The 18,903-nt window shown below is 69.2% G+C and carries 3 protein-coding genes; all 3 read right to left on the bottom strand.

Annotation, left to right across the window (positions count from 1 at the left end; genetic code table 11):
- Positions 1-6 precede the first annotated feature (6 nt).
- Genes LLW23_RS00845 through LLW23_RS00855 form a run of 3 tightly spaced genes read right to left on the bottom strand, consistent with a single transcriptional unit; the run spans position 7 to position 18,886 of the window.
- Positions 7-3,138: a CHAT domain-containing protein gene (locus LLW23_RS00845; RefSeq protein WP_228946911.1), complete on the bottom strand. Its 3,132-nt coding sequence runs from the start codon at positions 3,136-3,138 to the stop codon at positions 7-9.
- Positions 3,135-17,096: a filamentous hemagglutinin N-terminal domain-containing protein gene (locus LLW23_RS00850; protein WP_228946912.1), complete on the bottom strand. Its 13,962-nt coding sequence runs from the start codon at positions 17,094-17,096 to the stop codon at positions 3,135-3,137. Before LLW23_RS00850 ends, LLW23_RS00845 begins: the two co-directional genes overlap by 4 nt.
- The gene (locus LLW23_RS00855; protein WP_228946913.1) at positions 17,096-18,886 is read right to left on the bottom strand and encodes a ShlB/FhaC/HecB family hemolysin secretion/activation protein; all 1,791 of its coding nucleotides are present in this window, start codon (positions 18,884-18,886) and stop codon (positions 17,096-17,098) included. The genes LLW23_RS00850 and LLW23_RS00855 overlap by 1 nt, the downstream gene beginning before the upstream one ends.
- Positions 18,887-18,903: the final 17 nt, after the last annotated feature.

The raw sequence follows: 18,903 nt of genomic DNA on the forward strand, positions 1-18,903 counted from the left end.
CCTTGGTTACTTCGCCGCCGAGCGCACCGGCGACAGCATCATCTTCTCCCCGTCGCCGACCAGGAAATATGCGCCCCAGAAATACGGGTGCGAATAGCGCGGCTGTTCGATCAGCAGCGCCTGCGCCGTCTTGAGCGCACCCGCCATCGCGGTAACCCGCCCGGTGCCGTAGAATTTCGCCATCAGATCATCGCTCTGCTTGATCGCCGGGACGCGCCAGAAGGTCGCGAGCACGGCCCGCGCATTGGCAACGATGAACGAACGCACGAGCCCGTCGAGCGCCGGGGTCGAATCCTCCACGCCGCGCCGGCGCGCCACTTCGCTGCTGGCGCCAGCCGAGGTATCACACGCCGAAAGCACGACGAGATTTGCGTTCAGCCGCAACCGCGCCACCTCGTCGAACGACAGCAGGCCGTCCGATCCGATCCGCCCGTCGGGATGCGGCGCCACCAGCGTCGTGATCAGCGACGGCGGCAAGTTCATCATGCACTTGTCGACCTGGATGCGCGTCTCGGGAATGCCGTGCGTTGCGAAATGTAGCACCTGATATTGCGCGAGCTCTTCGCTCATCGGCCCAGCGACGAGATTCTCGTCGGTAAAGGCCGCCCCCGTCACTTCAGGCGCGCCCGTTGCGCCCAACGCCTCAGCGGCGATCGCGATCTCGCGCGCGCTTACTGGCGTGCGCCCACTCACCGCGCCGGCCCAGGCGTTGTACGTCAGCGCGCAATCGAACGGCATCCGCTCCTGCCCGAGTGCGGCGGTCGAGGCGGCCTGCGGCGGCGCATTCTCACCGAATCCGATGAACTTGCGCGGCGCGGTCGATGGCGCCACGTCGTTGCGGCTACGCAGGAAAGCGCGCGGCGACAGCGCGACCGCGCTCTGCGCACGCCGCCCCAGAAACGCGACCTTGCTGTAATCACCCTTGCTCGACTGCGCCGCATACGCCTTGGCGGACTCGGGGTCGGACACCATGATCGCCAGCGGCACCTGGCGCAGTGCGCCGGCCGGATTGTAGATCACGTTCGTTGCACCACTGATCGTCGCGGCAGCCGGCCCGGCGACGAGCGCGAACAGCTGCGAAGCCCCTCCGACGGCGAACGGCTTGATGAAGCCTTCCTCGTCGCTGCGCGCGCTCGCCAGCACGGTGCGCGCGAGTTCTTCGACCCGCGTCAGGCTGCCCTTGATCTGGTAAATGTCGGTGCGATCCTTCGCGATCGCGATCCCGAACATCGCCGTGTTGAGCGCGGCGACCTTGAGATACACCTCGCCCGGTGCCAGCGCGGCGCGAACGCTGGCGACCGTTGCTGGCTGATCCTCCAGCGCGCCGATGCCGTTCGACTCCAGCAGCTTGCCGTTGATCTCGGACAGTTTCGCATCGGCCGTCGCGCGCTCGCGCTCCAGCGCCTCGAGGTCCGCCGTCGCCGCGCCGCTCGACGCCGAAATCTCGTAGCGCAGCCGGATCAGCTGCCGCTCGAGATCGCTGCGTTGGCGCAACAGGTCCGCGACCTTGCCGTCCGCCGACACCACCTTCTGCAGCTGCGCATATTCGCGCGCAATTCCGGGCTCGCCGATTGTCTGCATCGCGCGGAAATATTCCTCGTCGCGCGCTTCCGCCGGCGGCGCCTGCGTCAACAGCGTGAAATAGCGTTCGAGCGCCGACAGCGACACCGTGCCCGTGCCCGCGAGATCGGGCAGCGACTGCACCGCCGCGGTATAGGATTGCAGCACTTCCGCCGGGCTCAGCGCAGGGTTGCGCGAGGCGGTGCTGGCGCGTTCAAGCTGCGCCTCCACCAGCAGTGGCGCGTTCGCCGCGGCATCGGGCAGTGCGCGGCCCGGCGCGAACATGCATGCGGCCGGCGTGCGCGGCGCGGTCCCCTGCAGCGCACTGATCGCACAGTCGAAGCTCGCCAGCGACGGTTCGATCGCGCCCTTACGAGCCTCGATCCTCCCCTTCTGCCGCTCGATCGACGCGCGCATCCACACGATCCGCTCGGGATCGATGTCGCGCACCGGGTCGCGCGCCGCATTCGCCGCCCGCGTCAGCGCGCTCTCCGCCCCCGGAATGTCGCCCTGCGCGAGACTGGCCACGCTCAGCGCCCAGTTGCGTTGCGCTTCCAGCAGGTTGCGCTGGATCGATCCGGTATCGGCAAGCGTCGATTGCAGCGAGTCGCGAGTGCGCGAGGCTTCCTGGTTCAGCCGGCTGAGCACCACTGGGTCGGACAGGTCGCCGCTTGTGTTGCCCAGCGCCAGCGCCGCGATGGCGTCGGGCCAGCGCCGCTGGTTGATCAGGTGCAGCCCGCGATAGACCTGCAATTGCTGCGTTTTGATCGCGGCATCGGCGAGGCTGCGATTATCGAGCAGCAATTGCTCGGCGACCGCGAAATGCTGATCCGCCGCACCGAACTGGCTGAGGTTCGAATCCGCCAGCCCGGCCGCCAACCGCAAATCGACGCGCGTCACCACATCGGTGCCCGCGAACTGCCGCAGCGCATCGTTGAGGATCCGCGAGGCGTCAAGCATGCGCCCGGCCTGCAATGACGAAATCCCGTCGGTCAGCGCGGCTTCCGCCGTCAGGCCACCGCCTTGCCCGGTCGCCGCGACCAGCGGTCCGGCCGGCAGGCTAGCGAGCTCGACCGTCGGCTTGGCAACACTGCGCGGGGCCGGGGCCGGCGCACCGGTCACGACAACACGCAACGCATTTTCCAGCACGCCGAGCGACGTTTCGAGCGCCGCGCCCTGATACTGCCGCCCCCCGCGCATGAAGCGAACGTCGACAGCGGAGCGCGAAAGCTGCGCGTCGAAGCACCGCCGCACTTCCGCCGGGCCGATCCCCGCCAGGGTTACGGTTACTGACGCGCCGCACTGGTCCAGCGCCGGCGCCTTGCCGCTCGCGCTCACATAACCCTCAGCCTGTGCCGCCGATACGCCGCGGCACGATATCGCATAGGGCTGGTCCACCGCCATCCGGATCGGCCCGGCGTCGGAGGTCCAGACGCGCGCGGCCGAGCAGGTGTCACCAACGCTGTTCACGCCGACCGCAAAGCGCTCGGGCGCGGGCGCCGCCGCCGCGGGGGAGAGCGGCACGACGGCGATTGCCGCCGCCGCGAGGTAGAGGGCGTTACGGCCGGTCATCGTCATCGCGGGCTCCCTGGCGTGCGGCAATTGGGCTCGTCTTCCGGGCATTCGATCGTGTCGATCCCGACCGGTACGTCGGCGATGTCGACGATCAATCCCTCGTTGCCGCGCCCGACCAGCGGGTTGGCATAGATCGAGGCGTCGTCCGCCGTGGTGAACAGCTGCGTCTGTCGCTCGTCGTACAGGCGGAATTCGGTGCGCGGCACGTCGGTGATCAGGCAGCCGCGATCCGGCGATCCGATGACGCAGCCGTTCACGCGCGAATTGGACTGGGTGATGCGCAGCGTCCGCGGGTTCGGGTCCGCGATGTTGAGCACTTCGTTCGGCAACACGCCCGCGGCGCGCCCGACGAAGCCATTGACCGTGCCGAACACCGCGAAGCTGTTGTCCTTGAAATCGCCCGTGCTGTAGAGTTGCAGCGCCGTTTGATCGACCGAATTGCCTCCGCCCGCATTCAGCACCACACCACCCGACACCCCCGGCTTGGTGTTCTGGAACAATGCGAAGTCGGCGTAACTGATGGTCAGCTTCTTTGTAACGAGATAATCCGCTCGGCTTGTATTGCCATTGTACAGCGCCGACCCGGCATTGGCGACGATCCGCGCCACCTCGGCATTGGTCAGCCCGACATAGGTGTTGAACTCGAACCCCGAGCCGAACGTGACCCGCTGCGCGCGCAGATCGACGGTGCCGTTGGCGAAGGCGATCGATGCCCCCGAAACGTCCGCCGTGATCCGCCGCGCCAGCGTCGCCGCATCGACCAGCCCAATCGGCTCGGCCCCGTTTCGCCCGCCGATCTGCAACGTTCCCGTCCCGCCGCCGCTAACCGCTCCCGTCACCGCGGCCGAACCGACGGTGAAGAAGCGCAGCGCCGATGAACCCGTGCCGCCGTCGATCGCGAGCTTGCCGATCGACACATCGCGCGTCAGCGAGTCGACCACCACATTGGCCGCCCGCAACCGGTTCACCTCGACCTCGGCGAGTGCGAAGCCCGGCGTGCCCGCGGCACCCCCGATCGCCGTCGCGCCCGTGCCGTTGTTGATCGCGGTGATCGTCGCGCTCGCGCCGCTTGCGGTAACCGGGCCGGAAACCTCGATCGCCCCAGCGCTGTCGAGCGTCACGTAGCCCGCCGCTGTCAGGCTGGTGCCGATCGTCAATCCGCCCGTGCCGCCGCGCTTGGTCAGCGTGGCGGTCGTGCCGGCGCTGCCGGTGCCGAGCGTCAGGTCGCCGGTCGTGGCCGTGATCGCGAGCGTGCCCGCGCGCGCGGTCGCCGCGGTGATCTGCGCGCTCTGTCCGGCCTGAACCGCGATATTGCGCCCCGCAGTCATGCTGCGATCCGACGTCGCGTTGCGCGCCGCCGTCACCGTCAGGTCGGTGCCCGCGCTGCCCGTCCGCACGATCGCGTCGGTGCCCGCATCGACGCGCAGTGGGCCGCCGGTCGCGGTCGCCTGGTTCACCGTCGCAGCGGTGGCGCTGCGCACGGTCACGTCGCCGCCGGCCGTAAGAGCATTCGTCACGAACAGTCCGCCCGCCGTACCAGCCTTGGTGAGCGTCGCGTTGGTCCCCGCAACACCAGTGCCCAGCGATATCCCGCCATTGCGCGTCGTGATCGCCAACGCACCGCGCGTCGCCGTGGCATTCGCGATCGTCGCGCTACCCACGGCATCCACGGTCAAATTGCTGCCGGCGGTAAGCGACGTGTCCGACGCCGCGTTTCCGCCCGCCGTCACAACTAAGTTGCTCCCCGCGACACCGTTCCGCACCGAAGCATCACCCACGGTTTCGACGAGCAGGGTCCCGCCTGTCGCGGTCGCCTGGTTGACGGTGGCGGCGGTGGCGCTGCGTATCGTCACGTCCGTGCCACCCGTCACCGATCCGGTCACGCCCAGCGCCTCGCCCGCACTCGCGATGCCGTCTTCGTTGCGCGTGGTGAGCACGACCCCCGCCCCTGCGCGACCGCTGCCGAGCGCCAAGCCACCGCGCCGCGCGGTGATCGCCAACGCGCCGCTGGTCGCGGCAGCAATGGCGATGGAGGCAGTGCCGCCCGCATCGATCGTCACAGTGCGGCCCGCCGCCAAAGCGTCACTCGACGTCACGTCGCGCCCGGCGGTGAGCGTCAGGTCGGTCCCCGCGCGCCCGGTGGTGACGATCGCATCGCTACCCGTCGTCACCGCAAGCGCACCCGTCCTCGCCTCGACGCGGTTGACGGTGGCTGCGGTCGCACTTCGAATCGTCGCATCGGTGCCGACCGTGAGCGAACCCGTCACGGACAGTGCGTCCGTCGCACCAAGCTTGGTCAGCGCAGCGCTCGTCCCCGCGACTCCGGTCCCCAGCGTCAGCGCACCAGCCTGCGTCGTGATCGCCAGCGCGCCGCCAGTCGCGGCAGCCGAAGCGATCCGCGCCTCGGTCGCGGCAGTCACCGCAACGTTCCGCCCGGCCGACAGGCTCAGGTCGGACACGACACTGCGGCCAGCGTTTATCGTCAGGTCGGTCCCCGCCGCCCCCGTCGCAAGGATCGTGTCGCCACCCGTCTCGACGAGCAGATTGCCCGCCGTGGCAGTGGCCTGCCGCACCGTCGCAGACGTTGCGCTACGGATCGTCGCATCGGTGCCCGCCGTGAGCGAACCCGTGACGGACAGCGCATCCACCGCACCAAGCTTGGTCAGCGTGGCGCTCGTGCCAGCGACACCCGTGCCCAAGGTGAGCCCCCCACTGCGCGTCGTGATCGCCAGCACACCACGTGTTGCGACAGCACGCTCGATCGCCGCGCTGTCAGCCGCATCGATCGTGAGGTTCCGCCCGCCAACAAGGCTGGTATCGGAGATCAGGTCGCCGCCACTGGTCACCGTCAGGTCGTTTCCAGCGGCCACGGTCACAAGGGTCGCATCGCCGCCCGTTGCGACCAGCAGATTGCCGGCAGTCGCCGTCGCCTCGCGCACCGTGGCGAACGTCGCACTCCGGATCGTCGCATCGGTGCCAGCCGTGAGCGAGTCCGTGACGACTAGGCCGTCATCGACCCCGAGTTTGGTCAGCGTCGCGCTGCTCCCGGCAACTCCTGTGCCCAGCGTCAGCGCACCGCGCTGCGTCGTGATCGCCAACGCACCGCCCGTTGCCGTGGCGGCGAGTACATCGGCGCTCCCGCCGGCATCCACAGAGAGGTCCCGCCCTGCCGTAAGGCTGATGTCGGAAACAACGTCGCCGCCGGCGTTCACCGTCAGGTTCGTTCCTGCCGCTGCCGTCGAGAGGGTTGCGTCGCCACCCGTCACGACCAGCAGATCACCCGCGCTCGCCGTCGTCTCGCGCACCGTCGCCGACGTGGCGCTGCGGATCGTCGCATCGGTACCGGCCGTGATCGATCCGGTGACGGAAAGTGCGTCGACGGTACCAAGCTTGGTCAGCGTCGCGCTCGTGCCGGCAAGTCCGGTGCCGAGCGTAAACTCACCGTTCCGCGTCGTAATCGCCAGCGCACCTCCGGTGGCCGTGGCGGTCGTGATCGCCGCACTGTCAGCCGCGTCGATCGTAACGTTCCGTCCGCCAGTCAGGCTGATGTCGGAGACAACGTCGCCGCCAGCCGTCACCGTCAGGTCAGTCCCGGCACCAATCGTCGATAGGATGGCATCGCCAGCCGTCTCGACCAGCAGGTTGCCCGCGGTCGCCGTCGCCTCGCGCACCGTCGCAAACGTATCGCTGCGGATCGCCGCGTCGGTGCCCGCCGTCAGCGAACCCGTCACCAACAACCCACCATCGACACCAAGCTTCGTCAGCGTCGCGCTGGTCCCGGCAGTCCCGGTACCCAGCGTGAGCGCACCGCTGCGCGTCGTGATCGCCAGCGCCCCGTCGGTCGCGGTGGCTGCAAGCACATCGGCGCTGCCACCGGCATCGATCGAGAGATGCTGACCTGCGGTCAGAGCGATATCCGAGCGCACGTCCCCGCCGGCATTCACCGTCAGGTTCGTGCCCGCCCCGCCGCTGCGGACGAGCGCGTCCCCCGCGGCGCTGACCAGCAGATTGCCCGCCGTCGCCATCGCTAGCTCGATCGTTGCGTCGGTCGTGCTGCTGATCGTCACGTCCCCGCCGCCGGTAACGGACTGAGTGACGTCGAGGCCGCCTATCGTACCCCGTTTGGCCAGCGTGACGCCCGCACCGGCGGTCCCCGTGTCGAGCGTTAGGGGCCCGGTCACCGTGGCAATCGCCAGTGCGCCCGTCGTCGCGGTAGCGGAAACGACCCGTGCGCTGCCGACCGCATCGACGGTGATGTCCCGCCCCGCCGTCAACTCGGTGTCCGAAACCACATCCGCGCCCGCGGCGATGCCGATGTCGGTGCCCGCACGGCCGATCCGCACGATCGCATTGCCGTCCGTGCCGACGGTCAGATTACCCGCGGTCGCCGTCGCCAGCTCGATGGTCGCATCGGTCGCGCTGGTGATCGTCACGTTCGCGCCGCCGGTGACGGAGTTGGTAACGAACAAAGCGTCGGCCCCGTCACCGCTGCCAACCGCGGCCTTGCTCAGTGTCACGTTCGCCCCGGCGTCGCCTGTGCCAAGCGTCAGCGCGCCTTGCTGCGTCGAGATCGCCAGATTGCCCGCAACTGCCGTGGCATTGGCAATCTGCGCATCCCCGATCGCATCGACCGAGACGTTCCCAACCGCGGTAAGGTCAGTATCCGACAACGCATCGCGGCCCGCGCTGATGCCGATGTCGGTGCCCGCCGCGCCAACCCGCACGACCGCGTCACGGTCGGCGGTCACCAGCAGCGTACCCGTCGTAGCGGTCGCCCGCTCGATCGTCGCGTCGGTCGCGCTGCCGATCGTCACGTCGGTGCCGCCAAGGACCGAATCTGAGACGATCAAACCGCCGACCGCACCGAGCTTTGTAAGCGTGACGCCTGTTCCCGCGACTCCCGTACCGAGCGTCAGCGCGCCGCTTTCCGACGTGATTGCCAGCGCACCGCGCGTCGCCGTGGCGCTGGCGATCGTCGCATCGCCGACCGCATCGATGGTAACGTCCTCGCCCGCCACCAGCGCCACATCCGACGAAGCATTACGCCCCGCGTCGATGACGAGATTGCCGCCGGCATCACCGCTCCGGACGCTAGCGTCGCCCCCGGTCGCGACCGACAGATTTCCGCCGGTCGCGGTCGCCTGATTGATTGTCGCGCTCGTCGCGCTGACGATCGTCACATTAGCGCCGCCGGTGACCGAACCGGTCACGAACAGCGCATCATCAGGCGTGCCGCCCCCGTCGATATCCTGCTTGGTGAGCGACACGTCCGTGCCCGCCGTGCCGAGGCCAAGCGTCAGCGCGCCGCGCTGTGTCGTGACCGCCAGCGCACCACCCGCAGCAGCAGCCCGCGCGATCAAGGCCGAAACGCCCGCATCGATCGTGATGTTTTGACCAGCGCTCAGCGTGTCGCTCGATGAGGCGTCACGACCTGCGCTGATCGCCAGATCGCTACCGGCGACCCCGGTCACCACGACGGCATCCCGTCCCGCATCGACCAGCAGGTTGCCCGTCGTCGCAGTCGCGAGGCTCACCGTCGCATCGGTCGCGCTGACGATCGACACGTCCATGCCGCCGGTGACGGAGCCCGTCACGAACAGCGCGTCGTCGGCCGCGATGCCGCCATCGACATTGTTCTTGGTCAGCGAGACGCTTGTCCCCGCCACCCCGGTGCCGAGCGTCAGCGGGCCAGTCTGCGTCGTGATCGTCAGCGCGCCACTCTGCGCCGTCGCGTTCGCGATCGCTGACAGCCCGCCGGCATTGATCGTGAGATTGTTGCCTGCGGTGAGATCGATCGTCGACCTCGCATCTCGCCCGGCATTGATCGTCAGGTCGCTGCCCGCGCCACCGCGGTCGATCACCGCGTCGCGCCCGGTCACGACCAGCAGATCACCCGCCGTCGCACTCGCCAGCGCGGCGATCGCGTCGGTCGCGCTGCGGATCGTCACGTCGGTGCCGCCGGTGATCGACCCCGTCACGAACAGTGCATCGGCCGCCGTCCCACCACCGTCGGCATCGAGCTTCGTGAGCGACGCGCTTGTCCCAGCGGTCCCGGTGCCGAGCGTCAGCGGACCGTTGCCGGTAGAAATCGCCAGCGCCCCGACTGTTGCCGTCGCATTCGCGATCGTTGCAGCGCCCACCGCGGTTACCGTGAGATCCCGATCAGCGGTGAGCGCAAGCGCGGACGTCGCGTTGCCACCCGCGTCGATCGTCAGATCCGTCCCGGCGATGCCCGTCCCGACCGAAGCGTCGCCACCCGTCGTCACCGAGACATTGCCGATCGTCGCAACCGCACGACTGATCGTCGCCGCACTATCGCTGAAAATCGCGACATCGCTGCCGCCAGTGACCGAGCCGGTAACGAACAGCGCGTCGCCAGCCGCCACCACGCCATCCGTGTCGAGCTTGGTCAACGTCGCGACCGTGCCCGCAACCCCCGTGCCCAGCGACAGCGCGCCATTACGCGCCGTGATCGTCAGCGCCTCGCTCGTGGCGGTAGCATTCGCGACCGTCGCGGCGCCCAACGCGTCGATCGTGAGATTCCGCCCCGCGGTCAGATCGACCGCCGACGTCGCGTCACGGCCTGCCGTCACCGACAGATCTGTCCCCGCCAGCCCGGTCCGGATCACCGCATCGCGGCCCGTCTCGACCACCAGATTGCCAGTCGTCGCGGTCGCCGCGTTGATTGTCGCATCGGTCGAGCTGAAGACCGCAACATCGCTGCCGCCAGTAACCGAGCCGGTGACGATTAGCGCATCGCCACCCGCGACCACGCCATCAGTGTCGAGCTTGGTCAACGTAGCAACCGTGCCCGCGCCGCCGGTGCCGAGCGACAACGCACCATTACGCGCCGTTACTGCAAGCGCCTCGTTCGTGGCGGTGGCAGTCGCGATCGTCGCACTGCCCAAGGCATCGATCGTCAGGTTCCGCCCCGCGGTCAGATCGACCGCCGACGTCGCGTCACGGCCTGCCGTTACCGACAGATCCGTCCCCCCCAGCCCGCTCCGGATCACCGCATCGCGGCCCGTCTCGACCGCCAGATTACCCGACGTCGCGTTCGCCGCGTTGATCGTTGCGTCCGTCGCGCTGAAGATCACGACATCGCTGCCGCCAGTGACCGCAGTCGTAACGGCCAACGCGTCGCCAGCCGCCACGACGCCATCCGTGTCGAGCTTGGTCAACGTCGCGACAGTGCCCGCAACTCCCGTGCCCAGCGAAAGCGCGCCGTTACGCGCCGTGATCGCAAGCGCCTCGCTCGTGGCGGTGGCAGTCGCGATCGTCGCACTGCCCAAGGCATCGATCGTAAGATTCCGCGCCGCGGTCAGATCGACCGCCGACGTCACGTCGCGCCCCGCCGTCACTGACAGATCCGTCCCCGCCAGCCCGGTCAGGATCACTGCATCGTGACCCGTCTGGACCACCAGATTATCCGCCGTCGCGGTCGCCGCGTTTATCGTCGCGTCGGTCGCGCTGATGATCGTTGCATCGGTGCCGCCAGTGATCGCGGCGGTGACGAACAGCGCATCCTCGCTCGCCGCCACAACACCAGCCACGGCATCGTCATCGCGTTTGACCAGCGTCGCACTTGTCCCCGCAACACCGGTCCCGAGTGTCAGGCGCCCGGCTTCCGCCAGCAGCGACAGCGTCGTCGTGCTCGCAGCATCGACGACATCCAGCGCATCCGCGGCAACGACGATGCTCGCGCCGTCGATCTCGCCGAGCTGCGCGACCCCAAGCAGCGCGCCGACTGACAAATCGGTCGCCGCAGCCAGCCGCGCCGAGCCATAACCGTCGACGAGCGGCATTGCGATCGGATCGACTGCCGCCGCACTGCCGCCGGTCGTGCGCAAGGTGGCCACGCCACTCACTTGCGCCGAACCGATCTGCAGCCCACCCGTCGCGGACAGGTCGAGCGACGCCGCGACGATCCGGCCGAACCGCGCCGTGCCGATCGTGCCGCTGCTGGTCACTGCCCCGCCCGCGTTGATCGTGCCGAACGTCGCCGCATTGGTGGCGTCAATGACCACTCGCCCGGGCGTGCTCAACGTCGCGCCACCACCGGTCGCCATCCAGCCGTCGCGTAAGCCGCTGATCGACCCCTCGCCAGCGCTGACGCCCAGCGCCCCACCGCTAGTCACAGCGCTACCGATCCGGATATCGCCAAGATCGGCCGTAATCGTCGCCGAAGCACTGCTCAGGCTCTCAACAACGAGCCCGTCGTCGGTCGAGCCGGTCAGCGCCGGCCCCGCAACCGTGCTCGCACGGATACGGATTGTACTGCCAATGAGCGCCGCGTTTTCGGGCGCGCCGATCGCGATCCCACCCGTCCCCGCCACCAGCGGATCGCCGAGCCCGGCCTGCGCCGGCGTGAACGTCACCGCGCGGTTGTCCGGCCCCGTGCCGAGTGTCGTCGCTTCGGTCAGGAACGACGTCCCGGTCGCCCGCAGATCGACATCGTCGCCGGCCCGCAGCACCGCCAACGTCGCATTGCCGCCAGAATCGACGCTCACGTCCTCGAACGCAGCGAGCCGTGTCGCGGAACCGGCGTTTCGCCCGGCCAGCAGTGCGACCGTTCCTGCGATCGCAGCGCCCGTGCCGATCGATGCGTCCCGCGCCGCCTGAACCCTGAGATCGCCCGTCGTTGCCGTGGCGCCCAAGAGCGTCGCATCGGTCGCGCTACGCACGTCCACGCCGGTCCCGCCGGTCAGTGAGGTCGTGACGAACAGCCCGTCCGCCACAGCCGCTGGCGTTCCCGCGACTGCATCGTCGTCACGCTTCGCCAGCGTCGCCGTAGTCGCCGCTAGCCCGGTGCCGAGCGTCAGCCGCCCGTTCTCCGCCAGCACGAAAAGCGAGCTGTCGCGCGCCGTGGCGCTGGTGATGCCGACCGCATCGCCGCGAATCGCAACACTGCTGCCCAGCGTAACGCCCAGCTGCGCCGCGCCAAGCAGCGCATCGATTGTCAACGCGCCGCGCGCATCCAGATTCGCGCCGCCATAACCCACCACGATCGGCGTGCCGATCAATTCGATCGCCGCCGCCGCGCCGCCGAGGACGCGCAGGTTCGCCGCGCCGGCCACATCGGCGATCCCAATCTGCAGTCCGTTCGTCGCGACCAGGTCGAGGGTCGTCGTCGTAATCCGGCCAAAGCGGCCAGTGGTGAACACACCGTCGCTCGCCAGGCCGCCCGCGTCGATCGCCCCGATCGAAATCGTGCCAGGCACTGAAAGTAGCACCGTACCGGGCGTGTTCAGGGTCGAGCCGCCCATCGTCGGAGCCCAGCCGTCACGCAATCCGCTGGCCGATCCGAGGTTCGAGGTGACGGCGAGCGCGCCCGTGTCCGTCGCCGCGCTGCCGATCCGGATGTCGCCCAGATCCGCCAGAAGCGTCGCGCTGGCGCTGCTCAGCCCCTCCACGACCAGGCCGGCATCGGTCGAGCCGCTCAGCGCCGGCCCACCGATCGACGCCGCACGAATACGGATGTTGCTGCCGACCAGCGCAGCATCTTCGGGCGCGCCGATCGCGATCCCGCCCGTGCCCGCTATTCGTGGATCGCCGAGCCCGGCCTGCGCCGTCGTGAAACTCACCGCCCGCGTATCGGCGCCCGTCCCGAGCGTCGTCGCTTCGCTCAGGAACACCGCCCCGCTTGCCAGCAGATCGATATCGTCGCCGGCCTCCAGCGCGCGCAAGGTCGCGGCGCCCCCAGCCGTCACGCTCACGTCCTCGATCGCAGCGAGCCGCGTCGCCGAACCGGCATCCCGTCCGGCCAGCAGCGCGAGCGTACCCGCGAGCGCATTGCCCGTGCCGATCGAGGCATCCCGCGCGGCCTGCACCCGCAGGTCGCCCGTCGTCGCCATCGCACTCGCCACGCTGGCGTCGGTCTCGCTGCGCACGTCGACGCCCGTGCCGCCGGTCAGCGATGTCGTGACGAACAACGCATCGGCCACCGCCGCCGGCGTACCCGCGATCGCGTCCAGATCGCGCTTCCAAACCGTCGCGCTCGTCGCCGCGCTTCCCGTGCCGAGCGTCAGCCGACCCTGTTCGGCAAGCAGGAACAGGCTGCCCGTCCGCGCGGTCGCGCTCGCAATGTCGATCGCATCGGCCTGCACGTCGATGCTGCTGCCGAACGTCGCGCCAAGCTGCGCCGCCCCCGTCAGCGCCGCCACCGTCAGCGCGCCACCGGCGTTCAGATCGCCCGCGCCATATTCCGCCACCAGCGGCGTCGCGACCGCGCCAAAGGCTGCAGCGCTGCCGCCCGTCACGCTCAGGTCCGCCGTGCCGGTCACGCTGGCCGTGCCAAGTTGCAATCCGTCGACGGCAGACAAGGAAAGGCTGTCCGCCGCGATCCGGCCGAACCGAGCGGTGCTGAAGGCGCCATCGCTGAACACCGCGCCGCCCGCCTCGATCGTCCCGATCGCAACGCCGTTCGGCGCCGCAATGCTCACCGTCCCCGGTGTGCGCAGCTGCGACCCGCCCGCGCTAGCCACCCAGCCATTGCGCAAGCCGCTGATCGAGCCAGCCCCGGCAGTTACCGTCAACGCGCCGCCCGTCGTCGCTGAACCGACCCGGATGTCGCTGAGGTCGGCCGTCACAATCGCAGCGGCGCTGTTCAGGCTTTCGATCACGAGCCCGACGTCTGTCGATCCAGTCAGCGCCGGCCCGGCAACGGAATCAGCGCGAAGCCGAATGTTGCTCCCGACGAGCGCGGCGTCCTCGGGTGCGCCGATCGCGATCCCCCCGGTCCCCGCGACCAGCGGATCGCCGAGCCCGGCCTGCGCCGGCGTGAACGTCACCGCGCGCGTATCCGCGCCCGTCCCGAGCGTCGTCGCCTCGGCCAGGAACAGCGTGCCGGCTGCCCCCAGAACAATGTCGTCGCCGGCCTGAAGCGCGGTCAGCGTCGCGTTTCCACCCGCCTCGACGCTCACATCTTCGCCTGCCGCCAGCCGCGTCGCCGATGCCGCATCGCGACCAGCAAGAAGCGCCAGCGTCCCGGCAGTCGCCGTGCCGGTGCCAAGCGCCGCGTCACGCGCCGCCTGCACCGCAAGATTGCCAGTGGTGGCGGTGGCCGCCAACACGGTAGCATCGCTCGCGCTCCGCACGTCGACCCCAGTCCCGCCGGTCACCGATGCCGTCACGAACAACGCGTCCGCCGCCGCCCCGACGATCGCATCGTCATCGCGCTTCGCCAGCGTTGCCGTCGTCGCCGCAAGCCCGGTCCCGAGCGCCAGGCGACCACTTTCGGCGAGCAGGAACAGACTGCCCGTCCCCGCCGTCGCACTCGTCACGTCGAGCGCATCGCTGCGGATATCGACCGTATCGCCCGCCGTCGCGCCAAGCTGCGCCGCACCGGCCAGCGCCCGCACCGTCAGCGCGTCACCGGCATTCAGGTCCGCACGGCCATGGTCACTCACCAGCGTCGCGCCGCTCTGGCTGAACGCATCCGGCGCGCCACCGAGGTTGGTCAGCGCAACCGTATCGACCACGTCGACGCTGCCGATCTGCAATCCGCCAATCGCCGCCAGATCAAGCGTGTCGGCCTCGACCCGCCGAATGCGCACCTGGCCCAGCGTGCCCGTGCCCGAAACCGATCCGCCGGCGTCGATCAATCCGATCGTCACCGCGCCCGGCGTGGTGATCGAGACGTTCCCGGCCGTGACGAGCTCGGAGCCGCCGGCCGAATTGACCCAGCCCGCCGCCAGCCCGCTGACCGAGCCATCGGTCGCCCGCACGTTGAGGTCGCCCGCATTCGTCTGCGCCTGCCCGACGCGGATATCGTCCGACGTACCGAGCGGGATTTCACGATCCGCCAGCAGCGCCGCGCTCGCGCTCGCCAATTGCTCGACCACGAGGCCGCTGTCGGTCGATCCGGTCAGCGCGACGCCGCCCGAGGCGATGGATGCGGCGGTTAGGCGGATATTGCTGCCGGCTAGTGCAGCATCTTCCGGCCCCGCCGCCGCGATCCCTCCTGTTCCGGCCAGCGCCGGATCGAACGTCACCGCGCGGGTATCCGCGCCGTTGCCGGCCGTATTGACGCGGCTGAGCGTCAATGCGCCAACCGCGGTTAAGTCTGCATCGTCGCCAGCGAACACCGCCGCCAGCCCCGCCGTGCCGCCTGCCCGAATGCCCACGTCCTCGCCGGCGCGCACCGCACCGATCGTTAGCACGTTCCCGCCAGCAAGCAGCCCGATCGACCCTAGCGTCGGGTCGTCGGTCGACAGCGTCGTCGCCGCGCCGGCGAGCGAAAGATCGTTGGTCGCCGAGACGAGAATGTCAGCGCCATTGCTGCGCATGACGCCGCCGACCGCGACACTCGTCCCGCGCAGGTCGATCCCCGATCCTGCACCGCGCGCGGTAACATCGCCTACGATCGCGATGCTGCTGTCGCTGCGGATGCCGAGCGGCTGCACCACGTCGATCGACCCGGCCGCGAATGCGCCGGTGGTGACGAGCAGATCGTCCGCATTACCGAGCGTCCGCAGCGACTCCCCAACGACGCCACCGAGCGTCACGGCGCCATTGCTGGTGACCAGCACGTCGGATCGCGCGCCGGTCCGCCCGCCGACCACTTGCGTGGTCTCGGCAAATGCAATCGCGCCGGTCGGAGCCAACAACGTCAGGGCCTCGGCGCCCGGAGCGGCGCTGTTCGACTGGAGCGAGAGCGCGCCCAGCCCCGTGATTCCCCCGGTCGCCGCGCTGACCGTGACCAGCCCGCCGGCCGTCTGGCTAAGTACCGCACCGGCGCGCCCCAGCGCCGCCGTGCTCCCCGCGACCGAATAGTTGCGTCCCGCCGTCACCCCACCGCCAGCCGTGATCGCTTCGACCGCGCCGAACGACACGTCACGCGTCGCCTGCGCGCTACCCCCCGTGATCGACAGCGCCCCCGCGGCGTTGAGGATCACGTCGCTGGTCGCGCCGCTGGCGTTGAGGCCACCGCTCACGTTGATCCCCGGCTGAACCGGCGGTTCGCCTTCCACACCGTTGACGATGTCGAGCACGGACCCGCCGACCGTCGTCGGCGCAGTCGCGATCACCACAGCACCGTTCGCCGCGGTCGCGGTCAACTGCGACGCTGTCACGCCTAGCAACGCGCCGGTCACCGCCGCCTGCGCACCGCCGGCGATCACCACTGATCCGCCGCTGATCACGCCGCCCGCGGCGATTGCTGCCGTGCCCAGCACCGAGCCGGCGTTGATCCTGATGCTTAGCGGATTGTCGACCCCGCTGTTGAAGGTCACGTCGCTTGCCGCGACGAGCGCGACCGAACCGCTGGTGGCAGTCAGCGTCTTTTCGTTCTCGATCTGCTGCGCCACCGCGACGATCGAGCCGGTAGCGGTGATCGCGCCGGGAGTAGCGCCGCCGACGAAGCGGATCGGCGCGATCGAAGCGCCACCTTCGCCCGCGCTGAACAGCAGCGTTCCGGGCAAGCTCCCGCCGACCGCCTGGAAAGCGGCCTCCTGCGCCGGTGTCAGCGCCAGCGGAATGGTGCTCACGACGAGCCCGGCGCCAGAAAACGAACCCGTCCGGCCAAAGGTGATGCCGTCGGGGTTCACGATCCACACGTTGATGTTGTTGGCGGTGATCGATCCGTTGATTTGCGACGGATTGGTCAGAATAGGCGCTATCGCCGGCAGCACGCGATTGATCACCGTCAGCGGATTCGCCGCGGTCGCGGTCGCCGTTGAGTCGCGGAAGGTTACGGTCGCTCCCTCTGCGACGTTGAACGTCGCCCAGGTGATAATCCGGTTCCGCGCGTTCAGGTTGACGTCGAGCGCGGTGCTGGCCGGCAGCGCGACCGCCGGCGTCACGATCGCGCCGCCAGCGTCTGCAACCTGCGGAATTGGCGGCACCTGCGCCGCCGCGATCATCGGCGCCAGGCCGCCCCCGATCAGCGCCGTCGAGAGAAGCAACCGGCGCAACACGACGCGGCGCTGGCCATACGCGGAAACGGGCGCAGGAACGGGCATCAGCGGCCTCCCCAGGGGAAAAGTTGCGTCGTCAACGAAATCATGAACCGGCCGTTGGGCTTACGCGTGTCGGTCAGCAGCGCCCGGTCGAGCGGTTTGGCGTAGAACGCATCGAGCAGTAGGCGCCCCGGCATGATCACGCGCACGCCGCCGCCCACCGAGCGCAGCAGCCGGTTGCGCTCGGTCGTGCCGGCATCGAGATTGTACAGCCGCACCCAATCGTAGAAGCCCGTCGCCTCGATCGAGACCGGCAGCTTCAGCGGCACGCGCACGCGCGGCTCGATGCGGAACGCGACCGCCCGGTCGCCACCGTTCGAGCCCGGATCATAGCCGCGGCCATAGGTATAGTTGCCTAGCGAAAATTCCTCGAGATTGAGTAGCGGATCGCGCGTCCATTGCCCGAACGCTGAGATGCCCAGCGACACCAACATCTGCGTGCGGAAATCGGCGAGCATCTCGCCGCGGATCACGGTAGCGCGCGGATTGCCGTCGAACCGGCTCGGCGAATAGCCGTTCTTCACCTCGCCCTGGTCGGACGCACCGAACAGGCCTGTCCCCCGGCGAACTTCGGCATAGCCGGTGATCGACGCGCTCGATCCGTCATCGCCGTTCAGGTTGAGCTGCCCGTTCAGCCGGCCATAGGCTACGCGGAGGCTGTCGCGCGTGAAGGGCACGCCCGTGCCGCCCTGGAAGATCTGGGTCCGCTGATTGAGCAGTTCCAGCCCGGCGCCGATGCGCAACTGCGCGGGCACGGTGCGCACCAGCATCTGGTTCAGCTCGACGCTCAGGATCGCCGAGCGCGAGCGCAGGTCGAGTTCGAGGATGTCGGGCCGCGAGAAAGCGACGCTGCCCGCGATCTGCGCGCGCAACCCCGATCCATTCAGCGCGAAATCATGCCCCGCCTGCGCGACGCGGATCTCGTCCCAATCGATCGAATTGGAGTAGCCGAAATACGTCCGATCGGCGAGCCCGGTCAGGCCATAGGCCTCGCCGCGGATCGACGCGACCCACGGGCCCAGCTGCGGCGAACCGAAGTTCTGGATGTTGGCCAGCACCTGCAGTCGCTTGGTCTCGACCGTCAGCGTGCCGATCACTTCGCCCGGCTTGGTCTGCGCCGGGCTCAGCGACAGTGTCACGTCCACCCCGGGAACGTCGCCGGTCAGCAGCAGGATGCGTTCTGCATCGCGGCGGTTGAGCGGGGTCAGCGCGCGCAGCGCATCAATGCGACGCTCTACCTCGCCGCGGAACGGCCCCAGGTCGCCGAGCACGCGAAGTTCCACGATCCGCGCGGACACGATCTGCAGCTTGAACTGGCCCGAGCGGATCTCCTGCGCCGGAATCTGCGCCAGCGCGATATAGCCGGCCCCGCTCAGCCGCTCGTTCACCTGATCGCGGATGCGACAGACCAGCGAGATCGGCTGCTCACCCGCGGGCACCGTCGCGAGGTCCGCGAGCAATGCCTGCAACTCGGGCGCGATCGGCGTGCCCTCGGGCGTCTCGAAAACGATCGCAGTCAACGTGACGCGAACTTGCGAATCTTCGAGCGCGCACGGCGCTTGCTGGAACGCCCCACCGGACTCGACCCGCGCGGTCGACGGCGCAGCAGCAGGTGGCTTCTGCAGCTCGACTTCGGCGCGGGTCGGCACTGCCGGCGTGCCCAGGTCCTGCGGCGGCAGCTTCCCGCCGACCGGCGTCGGGATCTGCTGCGCCCATGCCGCACCGCTCATCGCGATCAGCGACGTCGCCAGCGTTAGCCGCCCTAAGATACCCCGCCTAAAACTACCTCGCATCCACGCCCCCCGGCACG

The sequence above is a fragment of the Sphingomonas radiodurans genome, from assembly GCF_020866845.1.
Lineage (GTDB): Bacteria > Pseudomonadota > Alphaproteobacteria > Sphingomonadales > Sphingomonadaceae > Sphingomonas > Sphingomonas radiodurans.

Bases quoted from the DNA above. Each gene is read 5' to 3' on its own strand.
- LLW23_RS00850 (WP_228946912.1), bottom strand. From the start codon at position 17,096: ATGCCCGTTCCTGCGCCCGTTTCCGCGTATGGCCAGCGCCGCGTCGTG.
- LLW23_RS00855 (WP_228946913.1), bottom strand. From the start codon at position 18,886: ATGCGAGGTAGTTTTAGGCGGGGTATCTTAGGGCGGCTAACGCTGGCG.
- LLW23_RS00845 (WP_228946911.1), bottom strand. From the start codon at position 3,138: ATGACGATGACCGGCCGTAACGCCCTCTACCTCGCGGCGGCGGCAATC.